This window comes from Ferdinandcohnia salidurans, from assembly GCF_042680725.1.
Lineage (GTDB): Bacteria > Bacillota > Bacilli > Bacillales > Bacillaceae_L > Ferdinandcohnia > Ferdinandcohnia salidurans.
This window is the reverse complement of record NZ_JBHUEK010000010.1, coordinates 292,010-307,514: the sequence shown is the minus strand read 5'-3', so window position 1 is coordinate 307,514 and position 15,505 is coordinate 292,010. Positions and strand designations below refer to the sequence as shown.

The 15,505-nt window shown below is 37.6% G+C and carries 14 protein-coding genes and 2 riboswitches; all 14 genes read right to left on the bottom strand.

Going from position 1 to position 15,505, the window contains the following annotated elements; genetic code table 11:
* Window positions 1-14: 14 nt before the first annotated feature.
* Complete coding sequence (locus ACFSFW_RS08790; protein ID WP_388037285.1) at window positions 15-1,442, bottom strand: bifunctional metallophosphatase/5'-nucleotidase; 1,428 nt, start codon at window positions 1,440-1,442, stop codon at window positions 15-17.
* Between the two features lie 97 nt (window positions 1,443-1,539).
* On the bottom strand, window positions 1,540-2,388 hold the full coding sequence (locus ACFSFW_RS08785; RefSeq protein ID WP_304216008.1) for a DUF72 domain-containing protein: 849 nt from the start codon (window positions 2,386-2,388) through the stop codon (window positions 1,540-1,542).
* Window positions 2,389-2,470: 82 nt separating this feature from the next.
* Window positions 2,471-3,868, bottom strand: coding sequence for a Fe-S cluster assembly protein SufB (gene sufB / locus ACFSFW_RS08780; RefSeq protein ID WP_304216009.1), 1,398 nt, complete (start codon window positions 3,866-3,868; stop codon window positions 2,471-2,473).
* 58 nt (window positions 3,869-3,926) lie between these two features.
* Window positions 3,927-4,373, bottom strand: coding sequence for a Fe-S cluster assembly sulfur transfer protein SufU (gene sufU / locus ACFSFW_RS08775; protein WP_388037281.1), 447 nt, complete (start codon window positions 4,371-4,373; stop codon window positions 3,927-3,929).
* On the bottom strand, window positions 4,363-5,583 hold the full coding sequence (locus tag ACFSFW_RS08770) for a cysteine desulfurase (RefSeq protein WP_304216010.1): 1,221 nt from the start codon (window positions 5,581-5,583) through the stop codon (window positions 4,363-4,365). Before ACFSFW_RS08770 ends, sufU begins: the two co-directional genes overlap by 11 nt.
* Window positions 5,583-6,890, bottom strand: coding sequence for a Fe-S cluster assembly protein SufD (sufD, locus tag ACFSFW_RS08765; RefSeq protein ID WP_304216011.1), 1,308 nt, complete (start codon window positions 6,888-6,890; stop codon window positions 5,583-5,585). The genes ACFSFW_RS08770 and sufD overlap by 1 nt, the downstream gene beginning before the upstream one ends.
* A gap of 17 nt (window positions 6,891-6,907) precedes the next feature.
* Window positions 6,908-7,693 carry a Fe-S cluster assembly ATPase SufC gene (gene sufC, locus ACFSFW_RS08760; protein ID WP_099361713.1) on the bottom strand — a complete coding sequence of 262 codons (786 nt, stop codon included), beginning with the start codon at window positions 7,691-7,693 and terminating at the stop codon, window positions 6,908-6,910.
* 393 nt (window positions 7,694-8,086) lie between these two features.
* Entirely contained in the window at window positions 8,087-8,224 is a 138-nt protein-coding gene (locus ACFSFW_RS24250; protein ID WP_465253934.1) for a YuzK family famiily protein, read from the bottom strand.
* Window positions 8,225-8,504: 280 nt separating this feature from the next.
* Window positions 8,505-9,347, bottom strand: coding sequence for a MetQ/NlpA family ABC transporter substrate-binding protein (locus ACFSFW_RS08755; RefSeq protein ID WP_388037276.1), 843 nt, complete (start codon window positions 9,345-9,347; stop codon window positions 8,505-8,507).
* A gap of 17 nt (window positions 9,348-9,364) precedes the next feature.
* A complete protein-coding gene (locus ACFSFW_RS08750) occupies window positions 9,365-9,964 on the bottom strand; it encodes a methionine ABC transporter permease (RefSeq protein ID WP_257215730.1) in 600 nt (199 codons plus the stop codon).
* Between the two features lie 97 nt (window positions 9,965-10,061).
* A complete protein-coding gene (locus ACFSFW_RS08745; RefSeq protein ID WP_304216014.1) occupies window positions 10,062-11,087 on the bottom strand; it encodes a methionine ABC transporter ATP-binding protein in 1,026 nt (341 codons plus the stop codon).
* A gap of 142 nt (window positions 11,088-11,229) precedes the next feature.
* A riboswitch (SAM riboswitch) is annotated at window positions 11,230-11,337 on the bottom strand.
* A gap of 104 nt (window positions 11,338-11,441) precedes the next feature.
* Window positions 11,442-12,764, bottom strand: a complete 1,323-nt coding sequence (locus ACFSFW_RS08740) for an O-acetylhomoserine aminocarboxypropyltransferase/cysteine synthase family protein (RefSeq protein ID WP_304216015.1) — start codon at window positions 12,762-12,764, stop codon at window positions 11,442-11,444.
* A 74-nt stretch (window positions 12,765-12,838) separates the two neighbouring features.
* Window positions 12,839-12,941, bottom strand: a riboswitch (SAM riboswitch).
* A gap of 191 nt (window positions 12,942-13,132) precedes the next feature.
* Window positions 13,133-14,479: an MFS transporter gene (locus ACFSFW_RS08735; protein WP_388037433.1), complete on the bottom strand. Its 1,347-nt coding sequence runs from the start codon at window positions 14,477-14,479 to the stop codon at window positions 13,133-13,135.
* Window positions 14,480-14,607: 128 nt separating this feature from the next.
* The gene (locus ACFSFW_RS08730; protein WP_388037270.1) at window positions 14,608-15,387 is read right to left on the bottom strand and encodes a TerC family protein; all 780 of its coding nucleotides are present in this window, start codon (window positions 15,385-15,387) and stop codon (window positions 14,608-14,610) included.
* Between the last annotated feature and the right edge of the window lie 118 nt (window positions 15,388-15,505).

Genomic DNA, 15,505 nt, shown 5'->3' with positions numbered 1-15,505 from the left:
AGACCTATCTTTTTCTAGTCCTTTTGACTACGTATCTTTAGAACGTTTTGCTGATTGCTTTTTAATTTTTCAGCTAAAAGGTCTCGTAAGAATTCTGGCATATAGTATTTTTTATCCTTAGCATCCCGTATGACAGGAAAAAGTGATCCGAATGTGAACATATCAATCGTGGCGATTGAATACGTTTTGTCTGGATCAAGGTCCTCCCCATTGATTTTAATATCGGTAATATGGTCTAATCCATCCGAAAGCTTTGAAGTGTTATGCTCTACCCCGTCATATACCATTTTGCCCATTACCTCTCCACGGAAGCCTAGACCTTTAATTCTGAGATTTTCCATTTCCTTCGTGTTTGCCTGTAAAATAATTTCCTTCAGTTCATCACCCTTAACCCAGACCTTACATGGATTAATAGGATGAGGGCAAATTCGATGCAAGTCTTCTCTTGTTACCATTCCTGTTGGAAGCGAGTCAAGCAATAGCCCTGCGTTCACCATTGATATGTCTCCTTCACACCATTCGCGGAGTACCTCAGCTAAAAGCTTGGAAAATGAGGTTTCCGCAAACCAATCACTTTGAAGTGGTTGTTCAATCTCAGCAACAACATCATGTTGTAAGGTGTGTATACTTTTTGCCATGTACTCTGAAAGAATTTCAGTTGTTTCCTTACTTTCTGACAGTGATTTTGTAGGGATTACATTTGCAGCACTTTCAATAAGCCTTTTTTCTTCAGTATCAATTTTAAGAGTAACATGTCCGATATAATTCCCGTATTTTTGCGCACAGCATAAAAGTGTGTTATTGATTCTCTTTCCATTTTCTAAAAGATGATGTGTGTGGCCACCAAGTAGCACGTCAACATCTGGGAAATCTCTTGCAATTTGCTCATCCTCATTGATTCCTAAATGGGACATTAAAAGAATCATATCTGTTTTGTCTTTTAATTCATTGATTGTCTCTTGAAGGATAGCCAAAGGGTCTTTGACATTCCAGCCGAGCAGCTTATAAAGCCCAATATAATGAACCGTTAAACCGATGATTCCAATCCTAAACCCACTTGGCAAGACATGAATATGGTAGGGATCGGCCCAGTTAGGTAGCTTCCCATCTCGGTCGAATAGATTTGCAAGCAACACCTTAAATTCTGCGTCATCATATAAAGAATCCAGATGTTCATAAGACATCGTAATCCCTTCGTTGTTACCGATAGTAGCATAATCGTATTCAAGCTGGTTTAAGAGCTGCACATTCATTTTGCCATGGGATGCTTCAGAAATTGGATGAAAGCGATCAATGTGGTCACCAATATCGATTAAGAGCATTTCCTCATTGTTTGCTTGATGCAGATTTCTCATTTCTGTGATATATTTTGTAATTTTAGGCCATCGGTCAAAATGGCTATGGAGATCGTTTGTATGATAAATATGTACGGTTTCAATCAATCCCTACACCTCCTTTTTGCCTGTATAAAATGCTGTGGAGTTTCCACTTTAGGTATTTCACTTATGTATGTATTCTAAAATATGCTTATAGCTTGTACTAACTAAAAAAGTCTAATTGCCTCGGGGCTAGCCCATGATATTCGATTCCGAGCATATCGATAAATTGCTTAGCATTGTCTGCTGCATCTCCACCTGAGTTGTTATTAAACAATACGTAGATGGTTTCACTATTTTGATTAAGTTCCTGAACATGGTGAATCCATTCTTCTAGCTCTTCTTTATTATACTTATATAAATAACGAACATCACGCCAATCGCCTTCTTTTGGCTTTGTCCAGCCATGAACGTTTCTACCATGGAAACGTACGAGCGTTTTTAGTTGATGGGTTGGATGGAGTACTGTCGGTATTGACCCTTGGCCTGCCTGTGGCTCATCACAAATACTATGAATCCAGCCTTCCTGTTCCATAAATTGTAATGTTTGTTGTTTTAGTTGTGGTGAAAACCATGATTGGTGGCGGAATTCAAGGGCTACAGGAATTTCTCCCATCTGCTGCTTGCACCACCTTAAGTAGTCTACATTTTCACGTTTACAATCATACCATGGTGGAAATTGAAATAAAACCATGGCGAGCTTATTTGCTTGTTGATAAGGTTCAAGTGACAAACGAAAAGCATCAAACATGTCTTCCTTTAATTCAAATGGAATCTCCCCACGTTGATGACCTGTCATCCCTTGATAAGCTTTAACAATGAATTGAAAAGATTCAGGTGTATCTTTCAACCATTTTTCCACATTACGTTTAGGCTGAATGGCATAGAAAGACGCATCCACCTCGACGATTGGAAAATGACCAGCATATTCTTTTAGTTTATCACCTGCTGTAGTTCCAGCTGAATATAGACTGTCATGGTCCCCCCAGCCTGTTACACCAATATAGATCATGGGGTCACCTCCTAATACTACTATTATGTACAAAAATAACTCGCTTGAGAGAATCTCAAACGAGTTATTACAAGTGTTCTTATTAACCGATAGAACCTTCCATTTCGAACTTGATCAAGCGGTTCATTTCAACTGCGTATTCCATTGGAAGTTCTTTTGTAAATGGCTCGATAAAGCCCATTACAATCATTTCTGTAGCTTCTTGCTCAGAAATACCACGGCTCATTAGATAGAATAATTGTTCTTCAGATACTTTCGATACCTTAGCTTCATGCTCTAATGAAATATTGTCATTTAAAATTTCATTATAAGGAATTGTATCAGAAGTAGACTGATTATCCATGATTAACGTATCACATTCGATATTAGAACGTGCGCCATGTGCTCTACGTCCGAAGTGTACAATACCACGGTATGTTACTTTACCACCGTGTTTAGCAATAGACTTCGATACGATAGTAGAAGACGTATTTGGAGCAAGGTGAGTCATTTTCGCACCTGCATCCTGGTGTTGACCTTTACCAGCAATTGCAATGGAAAGAGTCATACCACGAGCTCCTTCACCGCGAAGGATAACAGCTGGATATTTCATTGTTAATTTTGAACCAATGTTACCATCGATCCATTCCATTGTTGCATTCGCATCACAAACTGCACGCTTGGTAACAAGGTTATACACGTTGTTAGCCCAGTTTTGAATGGTTGTATAACGGCAGTACGCATCTTTCTTAATGATGATTTCAACAACTGCACTGTGTAGTGAGTTTGTTGTATAAACAGGAGCCGTACATCCTTCAACATAATGTACGCTTGCACCCTCATCAACAATGATTAAAGTACGCTCGAATTGACCCATGTTTTCAGAGTTGATACGGAAATAAGCTTGTAGTGGTGTATCAACCTTTACACCTGGTGGTACATAGATAAATGATCCACCAGACCAAACAGCTGAGTTCAATGCTGCGAACTTATTGTCAGTTGGAGGAATTACCTTTGCCCAGTGCTCACGGAAAATATCTTCATTCTCTTTAAGAGCTGAATCTGTATCCTTAAATACGATTCCTAGTTCTTCAAGGTCTTCCTTCATATTATGGTATACAACCTCTGATTCGTACTGAGCAGAAACACCCGCAAGATATTTTTGTTCAGCTTCAGGAATACCTAACTTATCAAAAGTTGCTTTGATTTCTTCAGGAACTTCATCCCATGACTTTTCGGATTTCTCGGATGGTTTTACGTAATACGTAATTTCATCAAAGTTTAAGCTATTAAGGTCTCCACCCCATTGTGGCATAGGCATTTTGTAAAAATGCTCTAAGGATTTAAGACGGAAATCTAACATCCACTGAGGCTCTTCTTTCATGCGTGAGATTTCTTCAACAATTTCCTTTGTTAAACCACGTTCTGAACGGAAGATGGAAACGTCTTTATCTGCAAAGCCATATTTATAATCGCCAATTTCAGGCATTTTCTTTGCCATTCTACTTCACTCCATTCTATGTGAGGTATCCTCATAGCAAAATGCTATGAAAAATCACTCACGATTCATTTTGTTCGCTCTTAAATCCCTTTTCCATTGCCTTCCATGCTAATGTTGCACATTTAATGCGTGCGGGGAATTTTGAAACGCCCTGAAGTGCTTCAATGTCTCCTAAATCAATGCTATCATCATAGTCTTTTCCTAGCATCATTTCTGAGAAGATTTGTGACATTTTTAATGCATCTTCAATTTTACTGCCTTTAATCGCTTGAGTCATCATTGAAGCAGATGACATTGAAATGGAACAACCTTCTCCATCGAATTTAGCATCTTGAACGACACCATTATCTACTTTTAACGTAAGGTGAATGCGGTCTCCACAGGTTGGGTTATTCATATCAATTGTTAACGCCCCATCTTGGATAACTCCTCGATTTCTCGGCTTTTTATAATGATCCATTATTACCTGTCGGTACAAGGTGTCAAGGTTTATTTTAGAATCCATTGCTGAAATACTCCTTTGTTTTTATGAGTCCTTCAACTAGTTTATCAATTTCTTCTTCTGTATTATAGAGGTAAAAACTTGCACGAGCAGTTGCTGATACCTTCAACCATTTCATAAGTGGTTGGGCACAGTGATGACCGGCTCTTACAGCAATACCTTCAGCATCTAGAACTGTTGCAACATCGTGTGGATGGACATCTTCAATATTGAAAGTTACTACCCCTGCACGATGCTTAGGTCCATAAATAGTTAGACCCTCTACTTGTGACAATCGTTCAATTGCATGTGCTGCTAACTTATGCTCGTGCGCAAGAATATTGTCTAAACCAATATCTTCTAAAAAGTCGATTGCAGCACCTAAACCAATTGCTCCAGCAATAATAGGTGTTCCAGCTTCTAGTTTCCAAGGAAGCTCTTTCCATGTTGATTCGTATAGGTCAACGAAATCAATCATTTCCCCACCTGTTTCAACTGGCTCCATTTTTTCTAGCAATGCTTTCTTACCATATAATACACCGATACCCGTAGGTCCGCACATTTTATGGCCAGAAAAAGCTAGGAAGTCACAATCGAGGTCTTTCACATCTATTTTCAAATGTGGCGCAGCTTGTGCACCATCTACAACCATGACAGCACCATTACGATGTGCAATTTCAGCAATTTCTTTAATTGGATTGATTGCACCAAGAACGTTAGAAACCATCATTACTGAAACAATTTTTGTTTGATTCGTAACTATCTCTTCAACATCCTTGAGATCAATCGAACCATCCTCTTGTAAAGGGATATATTTTAATTTCGCACCTGTACGTTTTGCAATTTGTTGCCAAGGAATAATATTGGCATGGTGCTCCATATAGGTAATGACAATTTCATCACCCTCACTGAGATTATCTCGCCCATAGCTTGCTGCAATTGTATTAATTGCTGTTGTTGTTCCCCTAGTAAAGACAACCTCTTGTATAGAAGATGCATTGATAAACTTTCTAACTTTTTCACGGGCATTTTCATATGCATCAGTTGCTTTTGTACCTAGGGTATGAACACCGCGGTGAACATTTGAGTTGTATTCTCGATAATAGCGATCCAGCGTTTCAATTACAGTTACAGGTTTTTGAGATGTAGCAGCACTGTCTAAATAGACAAGCGGATTTCCATTTACCTCTTGATCTAAGATTGGGAACATGGAACGAATATCTTGGATATTCATTATTTTACTTTCCTTTCAATTACCTCAACAAGTTGTTTCTTAACTCCTTCGATTGGAAGTTGGTTTACAACCGGTGCAAGGAAACCATGAATAACTAAGCGCTCTGCTTCCATCTGTGGAATACCACGGCTCATTAAGTAATATAATTGAACAGGGTCAACCCTACCAACAGATGCAGCGTGACCTGCTGTTACATCATCTTCATCAATAAGTAAAATTGGATTTGCATCTCCACGAGCTTTTTCGCTAAGCATCAATACTCTTGATTCTTGTTCAGCATTCGATTTAGAAGCGCCATGTTCGATATGCCCAATACCATTAAAGATAGAGCTTGCGCTGTCCTTCATAACACCATGTTTTAGAATATAACCTTCAGAATTCTTACCATGGTGAGTAATTCTTGTCGTAAAGTTTTGTTTTTGCTCGCCTCGACCTACAACAACGGTCTTTGTATCAGCATATGAGCCGTCTCCAACTAAGTTAGTAATATTCTCAGAAATGGTATCACCATCATTCATAAGTCCGAGAGCCCATTCAACTTTACTGTCACGGCCGATTACTCCACGACGCGTTACATAGGTTGTGTTTCCAGTAGCTAAGGCATCAACAGCACCGTAAGTAACTTTAGCATTGCTGCCTGCAATAACTTCTGAAACAATATTTACAACTGTGTTCGCAGTATCTGTTGTTGAAATATAGTTTTCAACATAAGTAACTGAACTATTATCTTCAGCAACTACAATTACATGGTTAAATAGTGCAGACTCACCATTCTCTTGAATAAATACAGCATGAAGTGGAACGGATACTTCTACATTCTTAGGAACATAAACAAAGGCACCACCGTTAATCAATGCAGCATGCAGCGCAGTTAGACGGTGTTCATCAACCTTGACAGCTTCTTTCATAAAATACTTTTGAAGAAGATCACTATGTTCACGAGCAGCTGTATGAATATCAGTAAAAATAACACCACTTGCTTTTACTTCTTCTGTAAGAGAGATAAAGGCTGGAGTGTTGTCACGTTGAATATAGATATTCTTATCTTCTTCAACATGAATTAATGATTTAATTTCTTCAGGGAGTTCGTCAATTGAGTTATATGGTGCACTTTCCACAATATGATTTGCAAATTGTGTAAAGTTCCATTTATCAATTTTTGTTTTATCTGGTCTTGGCATTGGAAGGTCTTCTGCTTTTTCAAGAGCTTGTAAGCGAAGTTCCTGTAGCCAACTTGGTTCACCAAGAGTAGACGAAAAACCTCTGACATAATCTTTATCAAATGGTAATTTCGTATCGATTGTCATAATAATCCTCCTTACGCTTACGCTTCTTGACCTACAGTTTCATCTTCAATTCCTAATTCTTTCTTAATCCAATCATATCCTTCAGCTTCTAGACGTTGTGCAAGTTCTGGTCCACCTGATTTCACAACACGTCCTTGCATCATTACATGAACTTTATCTGGTGTAATATAGTTAAGTAAGCGTTGGTAGTGAGTGATGATTAAGCAACCAAACTCTTCTCCGCGCATTTCATTAATTCCTTTAGATACAACCTTCAACGCATCGATATCAAGTCCTGAGTCAATCTCATCAAGGATTGCAATCTTAGGTTCAAGCATCATTAATTGAAGGATTTCATTACGTTTCTTTTCCCCACCTGAGAAGCCTTCGTTTAGATAACGTTGAGCCATGTCAGGATCCATTTCTAGGTATTCCATATTTTTATCCATTGTACGGATGAATTTCATTAATGAAATTTCATCACCTTCTTCACGACGTGCATTAATTGCAGAACGAAGGAAGTCAGCGTTTGTCACACCATTGATTTCACTTGGATATTGCATCGCTAAGAAAAGACCAGCGCGTGCACGTTCATCAACTTCCATTTCTAACACATCTTCACCATCAAGAGTAATGCTTCCGCTTGTTACCTCATATTTAGGGTGTCCCATAATTGCAGATGATAAAGTTGACTTACCAGTACCATTTGGTCCCATGATTGCGTGAATTTCTCCACCTTTTATTTCAAGGTTAACCCCTTTTAAAATCTCCTTGCCTTCGATTTCGACATGAAGATCCTTAATAACTAAAGTTGATCCTGCCATAACTACTACCTCCATTAAACGAAAATATTTTGTATAGTATTGACACATTAAGTCAAAACTTCATTCTCATTTTATTCTCATTACAATCTTATAACAAATTCAAAGTGATATCAACCTTTACACATTCCCACTAGTGATACATTTTTTTACTATAAGTTTTGTTGTATTGTGGCTATTATTAGATAATGAAAATAAGTTGCAAATGAGATGAAATGTTAAATCTTGTCCATCAATAAGATAACATAAAATTAAAGGATATGTAAGGAAGAATGGATGCTATCTAATTGTAAGTATTCAAATCCTCAGTTTATTTTTCACAGATTCCGATAATTCATTCTATAATATAGAAACCCAGTGTGGTGGGCACTGGGTTCGCAAACGTAATATATCTATTTAAATGTTCATTTTACCTATTTGAGCAATAATCATTAGACCTTGTTTATAGTCCTGTTCTCGGTTATTCTCGACCCGCATACGCTCTTTCAATTTTCGACAGTAATCTTTGTATCCAATCCCATGTGCCTGATGCATTGCCTTTTCCATTTCGCCCGTATAATTCAAACGGATTTGATTGATATTGGACCAATCCCTTCGATTTTTATCGTGCTTACTTGCACATATTTAATGCTATCACTCTTAACCTTTTGCCTCAACAGCGTGATTTTGGAGTATTTAAAGCTACCAATCCTTATTTGACTAAATGAATAACATTAGGAACACTGGAGATACAATTCAATCCATTTCCTTTGTTTTCCTCGATAATATTCAAAAATTGAAAAGAGGCTTACCAATTGGCAAGCCTCTTTTTTATTTATTCAACTACAGTAACAGCACCAGCGTATTTTTCTTCAATAAACTTTTGAATTTCCTCAGATTTTAACACTTCAACTAAAGCTTTGATTTCTTCGCGTCCTTCATCGCCCTTATTAACAACGATCAGGTTTGCAGGCACGACATCATCGCCTTCAAAAGCGATACCGTCTTCTGCAATATTCACTCCACCTTCAAGAGCATAGTTCGTGTTGATTACAACCGCATCTCCTTCGCCATTTTCAAATGATGTAGCAAGAAGTTTTGCTTCAATCAAAGTAGAAAAATCAAGATTTTTTGGATTGTCTACGATATCTTCAACTCTTGCTTGGTCACCAACACCCTCTTTAAGTTTGATAATGCCTTCTCTTTCAAAGATCGGTAAGATACGGCCATGGTCACTAAAAGAGTTACTCATAATAATTTTCGCACCATCTGGTAGCTCATTTAAATTTTTGTATTCTTTAGAATAGATTCCTATTGGCTCTTTATGGATTTCTCCAACACTTACAAAATCAAAGTCGGGGTTGTCCTTTAATTGTAAATCTAAGTAACCTGGTGTTTGGAAGTAGTTTGCATCAAGTTCTTTTTCATGTAAAGCAACGTTCGGTAAAATATAGTCTGTGAAAACTTCTATTTCAAGGTCAATACCTTTATCCTTTAATAAAGGTTTTGCTTGTTCAAGGACTTCTGCATGTGGAACAGCTGATGCACCTACAACAAGCTTTTTATTTCCTTCTGCTTCTTGAGTATCTCCTCCATCAGCAGCGTCGTCATTTCCGCCACAAGCAACTAGGGCAAATGAAAGTAGAGCAAATAGTAGTACATAAAGTAATTTTTTCATTGTTGTTTTTCCTCCTGTTATCTCTTGTCTGTATGTTTTGTAAAGAAATCACCCACAAATTGAATGATAAATACCAATATTAGAATTGCAACTGTAGCAATAAATGTAATAATTGGTTTATTGCTTTGGAATCCATATAAATAGGCAAAATGTCCTAACCCACCTGCACCGATAACACCGGCCATTGCGGTAAAGCTTACTAACGAAATCGCCGTAACGGTAATCCCAGAAATTAAGGCTGGTAAAGATTCAGGAATTAACACTTTAAAAATAATTGTCGAGTTTGTAGCTCCCATCGAATGAGATGCTTCAATTACACCTTTATCGATTTCACGCAAAGCAATTTCAACCATTCTTGCATAGAACGGTGCTGACCCTATAATCAAAGATGGTAATGCAGCACTTGGCCCTAGCATGGAACCCATCATAATTTTCGTGAAAGGTATTAATAGGACAATCAGGATGATGAATGGTATGGAACGAAAAATATTAACAAATGCAGATACAATCCGATTCACCACTGTATTCTCCCAGGCATTACCTTTATCTGTTAAAAAGAGAACTAACCCTAAAAATAAACCGATAATAAAAGTAGCAAGCACCGAGATTGAGGTCATATATAAAGTCTCTAAAGTTGCTTCCCAAAGGTTTCCCCAATTGAGTGCTTGATAATCATTAACCTGTTTCTCCCATTTAAGTAATTCTTGAAATTGTTCAAGCATTTTCAATCACCTCAGCTTCTACTCGTTGTTGTCGAATAAATTCGATGGCTGAAGTGACTTCATTAGCATCACCATCAAGATGAATAAACAATGTTCCATAAGATCCATTTTGGGTTTGTGAAATTTTCCCTTGTAAAATATTCACTTCCACCTTAAAATCACGGATTAATCGTGTGATTAATGGCTTTTCAGCATCTTCCCCGACGAAGCTAAGCTGTACCATTTTTCCGTTTGGATAACGATCTAATAAATTCTCAACCGTTTCTTTTGTTTCTTCAGGCTCTGTCACTTGCTGGACGAAGCGTTTTGTAATGTTGGCTTGAGGCTTTTTAAATACATCAAGCACTCGTCCTTGCTCAACAAACTTCCCATTTTCCATAACTGCAACGCGATGACAGATTTTACGAATCACATGCATTTCATGGGTAATTAATACGATTGTTAATCCTAAACGTTCATTAATATCAACGAGCAAGTCCAAAATAGAGTCAGTTGTTTGCGGGTCTAATGCAGATGTTGCTTCATCGCATAATAAAACCTTTGGGTTGTTAGCAAGTGCTCTTGCAATTCCAACTCTTTGCTTTTGACCACCACTTAGCTGTGATGGGTAAGCATCTTCTCGCCCTTCAAGTCCTACAAGCTTAATAAGCTCTGTAACGCGTTCTTCTCGTTTAGGTTTTGGCACTTTTGCAATCTCCAGGGGAAAAGAAATATTTTCCCTAACTGTTCGCGACCATAATAGGTTAAAGTGCTGAAAAATCATACTTATTTCTTTACGAGCATCACGTAATGCTTTTCCTTTAATGGAAGTGATATTATGACCGGCAACAGAAATATTCCCTTCTGTTGGAGTTTCAAGCCCATTCAATAAACGGATGAGGGAACTTTTACCAGCACCACTGTATCCAATGATCCCGAAAATTTCACCTTCATTAATCTGTAAGTCAATATTGTTAACTGCTGTTACAGAATTTGTTTTTGTTTGATAAATCTTTTTAACATTTTTTAGTGTTATCACGTTGTCACACCTTCTATTCAGAGAAAACTATGTTTAGTGTATGCGATAATGTAAATAAATAAAGATACTAAATATGCCCGCCTATAAAAATAAAAGCCTTCCTGCAAAAACGAGCAGAAAGGCACAATTTAGTGATTCCTTCCTCTCATCTCCCAAAGCCCATAGCTTTGTGTGAATTGGCACCTTTTCAACAGACGTTGACGGTTGCTGGGTTTCATCGGGCACATCCCTCCACCACTCTAAATAAGAGTTATCAGATTTATTTAACTTTTATTATCGTACTTAAACAACACGAGAGTTATCTTATCATCTATATATAGGGGTGTCAACGAAAATATTGTGAACGATTTTTAGTTATGCAGTCGGTACCGATAAAGCTGAACTTGTTCCATTTGCTGCTTTAATCGCTTGCTCCAAATCTTCTAAAATATCTTCAACATTTTCAATACCAACAGATAAGCGAACTAAATCTTCTGTTACACCAGATGCCTTTAGATCTTCTGGACTTAATTGTTGGTGTGTAGTACTAGCAGGATGAATAATTAAACTTTTTGCATCACCAACGTTTGCAACATGTGACCAAAGCTCAACACTATTGATTAGCTTTTCGCCAGCTTCTCTTCCACCTTTAATACCGAACACAATTACGGATCCAGCACCTTTTGGTAAATATTTATCAGCTAGTTGTTTATTTGGATGGTCCTCTTCACCTGGATACAATACCCATTCAACGCCAGGATGATCTTTCAGATAAGAAACAACTTCTTTCGTATTTGCAATATGCTCCTTCATACGAACATGTAATGTTTCTAGACCTAAGTTAAATTGGAATGAATTATAAGGGCTAATAGCTGGACCTAAATCACGCAGTAATTGAACTCTCGCTTTTATAATAAAGGCTACTGGTCCTAATGCTTCAGCGTAGACTAAATCATGATAGCTTGGATCTGGAGTAGTAAATCCAGGGAATTTTGACGAGTTCCAATCAAATTTTCCACCGTCTACAATAATTCCACCCATGGATGTTCCATTTCCTAGTAACCACTTTGTAGCAGAATGGATGACAATGTCTGCTCCATGCTCAATTGGTCTACATAAATATGGTGTCGCAAATGTATTGTCAACAATTAGAGGAATTCCTGCTTCATGAGCAATATTAGCAACGGCCTCAATATCAAGGATATCCAAGCTTGGGTTTCCGATTGTCTCAGCAAAGATCGCCTTTGTATTTGGTGTAATGGCTTGACGGAAATTTTCTGGATTTTTTGGATCTACTAAATGTGTCTTAATTCCATATTTAGGTAGAGTGTTAGCAAATAGATTATACGTTCCACCATATAGTGTCGAAGCAGATACAATCTCATCCCCTGCTCCTGCAATGTTAAGGATTGAAGTCGTAATGGCTGCCATTCCACTTGCAACTGCTAATGCACCAACTCCACCTTCTAATTGGGCAACTCTTTCTTCAAAAACAGTAGTAGTAGGGTTGTGGATTCGAGTATATATATAACCATTTTCTTTTAAGCCAAAAAGATTTGCTGCATGTTCAGTTGTGTTAAATTTGAATGCATTTGACTGATAGATAGGAACTGCTCTAGCTCCGGTTACTGGATCTGCTTCAAGACCCCCATGTATCGCGATAGTTTCTGGTCTATAGTTTTTCTGTTTTTCACTCACTTGAATCTCTCCCTCTTATAATAAAATAAAATAAAAAACCTCTTCGATAAGAAGAGGTTGTATGTATGGTTCTCTTCTTATCTTTCAGACAAAAAAATGCCTGTTGGATTTAGCACCGTGTAAATTACCGGTTGCCGGGTTTCATAGGGCCATTCCCTCCACCACTCGTGATAAGATAAACTATTAAGTTTTGTATTTTTATGATTAATTTGATGTTAACCCTTTTTCATTTACAAGTCAATGAAAATATTTAGAAAAAACAAGATATTCCAAATTACTTGTCTTTTTTGTAAAAATCGACATCCTTAAATGACACATTCATGTAATTGCTACAAGATTCGTTCCTTTTTCCCGGGAAATACGACATATTAAGATATTTTCGCGATTTGTTTTTCTCCTTTTTGAAAGGATTTCCCTGTAAAAACAAATAGGAAATAGAGAGAACCGATTAAATATAAGACAGACGTAATTGTAAACACATAAGCATAGCCCCAATAAGCACCATGCAGCATCACAATTGAGGTTGATACTGGCCCCATTAAAGCCCAGCCTAATGAAAATACCATTTGATTAACTGAGTTGGCCAGTCCTTTCATAGAATCATCCACCCGTCCCATAACAAGAGATGCTTGAATCGGGTTGCCTGCATTCATTAATGCTTGTCTAAATAAAAAGGCAATCGCTGCTATGTAAAGATTTTCGGTATACCCAGTTAGCAAGAGGAAAGGTAATGATGATAATTGTAGATACACCACTGCGCGAACTTCTCCTACCTTACTAACAATGGCTGGTCCTATAATCATCGCGATCGCAGTTGCGGCTTGTCCCAACGATAAAATGAGACCAATTACAGTATTACTCGCTAAAAACCGGTCTGCAAAATATAAATTTAGGTATGGAATAACTAATCCTGAACCAAATCCTATGATCATTTGAGCAAATGCAAACATCGCAATTAGCTTTATTTGTGATTTATTTGTTCGTAGCTTTTGACTAAAGGACTCCACTTTTTTAATCTCTGGTTGTTTCCTTGGCTGTTCATTCATTTTAAGTATTGGTAAAATGCCAGCCATATAAATGATAGTTGCAATTAATAGTGTGATTCTTACACTCCAAAGCCCACTCATATGAAAGACAAATTGAAAAGCATCAGAAAATGCTCCACCCGCAATATTCCCTACCACTTGGGCGACCATCATGATTGCTGAATGAAAACTAAAAAGGTGAACCCTTTGTGAAGATGTTGAGTTTTCCGCTAACCATGGGATTCCTGATACTTGAATAAATGCAGTCGATAAGCCTGTTATAAAAGCGGTAGCAATAAGCAACTGCTCAACATCAAGAATACTTCTAGCAAAAAAAGCAAATGTAGAAATCGCAACTCCAAGTACCATCACTTTCTTTCTGCCAAATCTATCACTCATTAGCCCTGCGGGTACGAGGATTAAAGCAGATGCTAAAGCTGTCATTGCGATAATCGTTCCATTCGTTTGATCGGAGTAACCTAGCTCTCTTACATAAAAGTTATACATGATGGTGAACATACCCATGCCTAATTGTGTAAAAACAGTCGCTAGGATAAATCGTTTAATGTTTTGATTGTATGCTTTATATTGTGTTTTCCATCCTGTCACAATTCTCATATGTGCTCCTATAACTCCATGATAAGTACGATATTTCGATTCCCTAAATATCATACAACTTTTTAAAAAAATTGCAATATACCGAATACAAAAATGGTGTATTTATAAAAAAAAGAACTGCGATAACCCAATTGGATTATCGCAGTTTATAGACATGAAGGGAAACACTCCTTCGCTTCATCACAGGAAAGAGTATATTTTTAAGAAGCTTCACGGTTTTGTAAAGTTTTCTTATTACTCGGTGCAAACCAACCAAATAGTGCAATGCCAACTAATACTCCATAGAAGATAATTGTCCAAACAGTACTATGAGGGAAATCATGATCTAAGATACCAATATCCTCATGAGCAAGGGTAATTACAGCAAGTTTGACACCGACCCAGGCTACAATTGCATAGGCGGTTGTTTCCAATGCAGGTCGTTTCTCAAGAAGTTGCACAAACCAAGTTGCAGCAAATTTAATCAATACGAGGCCAGCAATACCTCCAAGAAGAATAACAAGGAATTGCCCTCCATCCATACCACCGAAATTGCCAAGAGGTGAGTCTGGAAGACCAAGGGCTAAAGCGACCGCAGCTAAGATTGAATCAATAGCAAAAGCAAGATCCGCTAATGCAATCTTTCCTACTGTTGGCCAAAATCCTTTACCAGCAGACTCTTTTTCATCATCCTTATGAATGTTCTTATTTTCTTTTCCAAACCTTGCTTGGATGATATGCTTTAATCCTAAATAAAGAAGATAAGCTGCTCCTATCGCTTGTATTTGCCAAACGTTTGCAATAAAGGAAATAGCAAAAAGTGCTCCAAAACGGAAAACAAAAGCCATGAGTATTCCGTAATTGATTGCTCTTTTTTTCTGTTCTTCGGGTAAATGTTTGGCTATGATTGCTAGCACTAGAGCATTGTCGGCTGATAATAAGCCTTCCAAGCCGATTAGGATTAACAATGCCCAGGCATATTCAAGCCATATTGACTCCATGAACGTCTCCCCCAACTTTAGGAAATATCGTACAGAAATTTCATGAGTTTTCCCTTTTTTATAGTACTCTCTTTAGTATGAGTACAATGAAAAACGATAAACGGAGTTGTTTTAGGTA

Bases quoted from the DNA above. Each gene is read 5' to 3' on its own strand.
- ACFSFW_RS08785 (WP_304216008.1), bottom strand. From the start codon at position 2,388: ATGATCTATATTGGTGTAACAGGCTGGGGGGACCATGACAGTCTATAT.
- sufB (WP_304216009.1), bottom strand. From the start codon at position 3,868: ATGGCAAAGAAAATGCCTGAAATTGGCGATTATAAATATGGCTTTGCA.
- sufU (WP_388037281.1), bottom strand. From the start codon at position 4,373: ATGGATTCTAAAATAAACCTTGACACCTTGTACCGACAGGTAATAATG.
- ACFSFW_RS08770 (WP_304216010.1), bottom strand. From the start codon at position 5,583: ATGAATATCCAAGATATTCGTTCCATGTTCCCAATCTTAGATCAAGAG.
- sufD (WP_304216011.1), bottom strand. From the start codon at position 6,890: ATGACAATCGATACGAAATTACCATTTGATAAAGATTATGTCAGAGGT.
- sufC (WP_099361713.1), bottom strand. From the start codon at position 7,693: ATGGCAGGATCAACTTTAGTTATTAAGGATCTTCATGTCGAAATCGAA.
- ACFSFW_RS24250 (WP_465253934.1), bottom strand. From the start codon at position 8,224: ATGCATCAGGCACATGGGATTGGATACAAAGATTACTGTCGAAAATTG.
- ACFSFW_RS08755 (WP_388037276.1), bottom strand. From the start codon at position 9,347: ATGAAAAAATTACTTTATGTACTACTATTTGCTCTACTTTCATTTGCC.
- ACFSFW_RS08750 (WP_257215730.1), bottom strand. From the start codon at position 9,964: ATGACCTCAATCTCGGTGCTTGCTACTTTTATTATCGGTTTATTTTTA.
- ACFSFW_RS08730 (WP_388037270.1), bottom strand. From the start codon at position 15,387: ATGGAGTCAATATGGCTTGAATATGCCTGGGCATTGTTAATCCTAATC.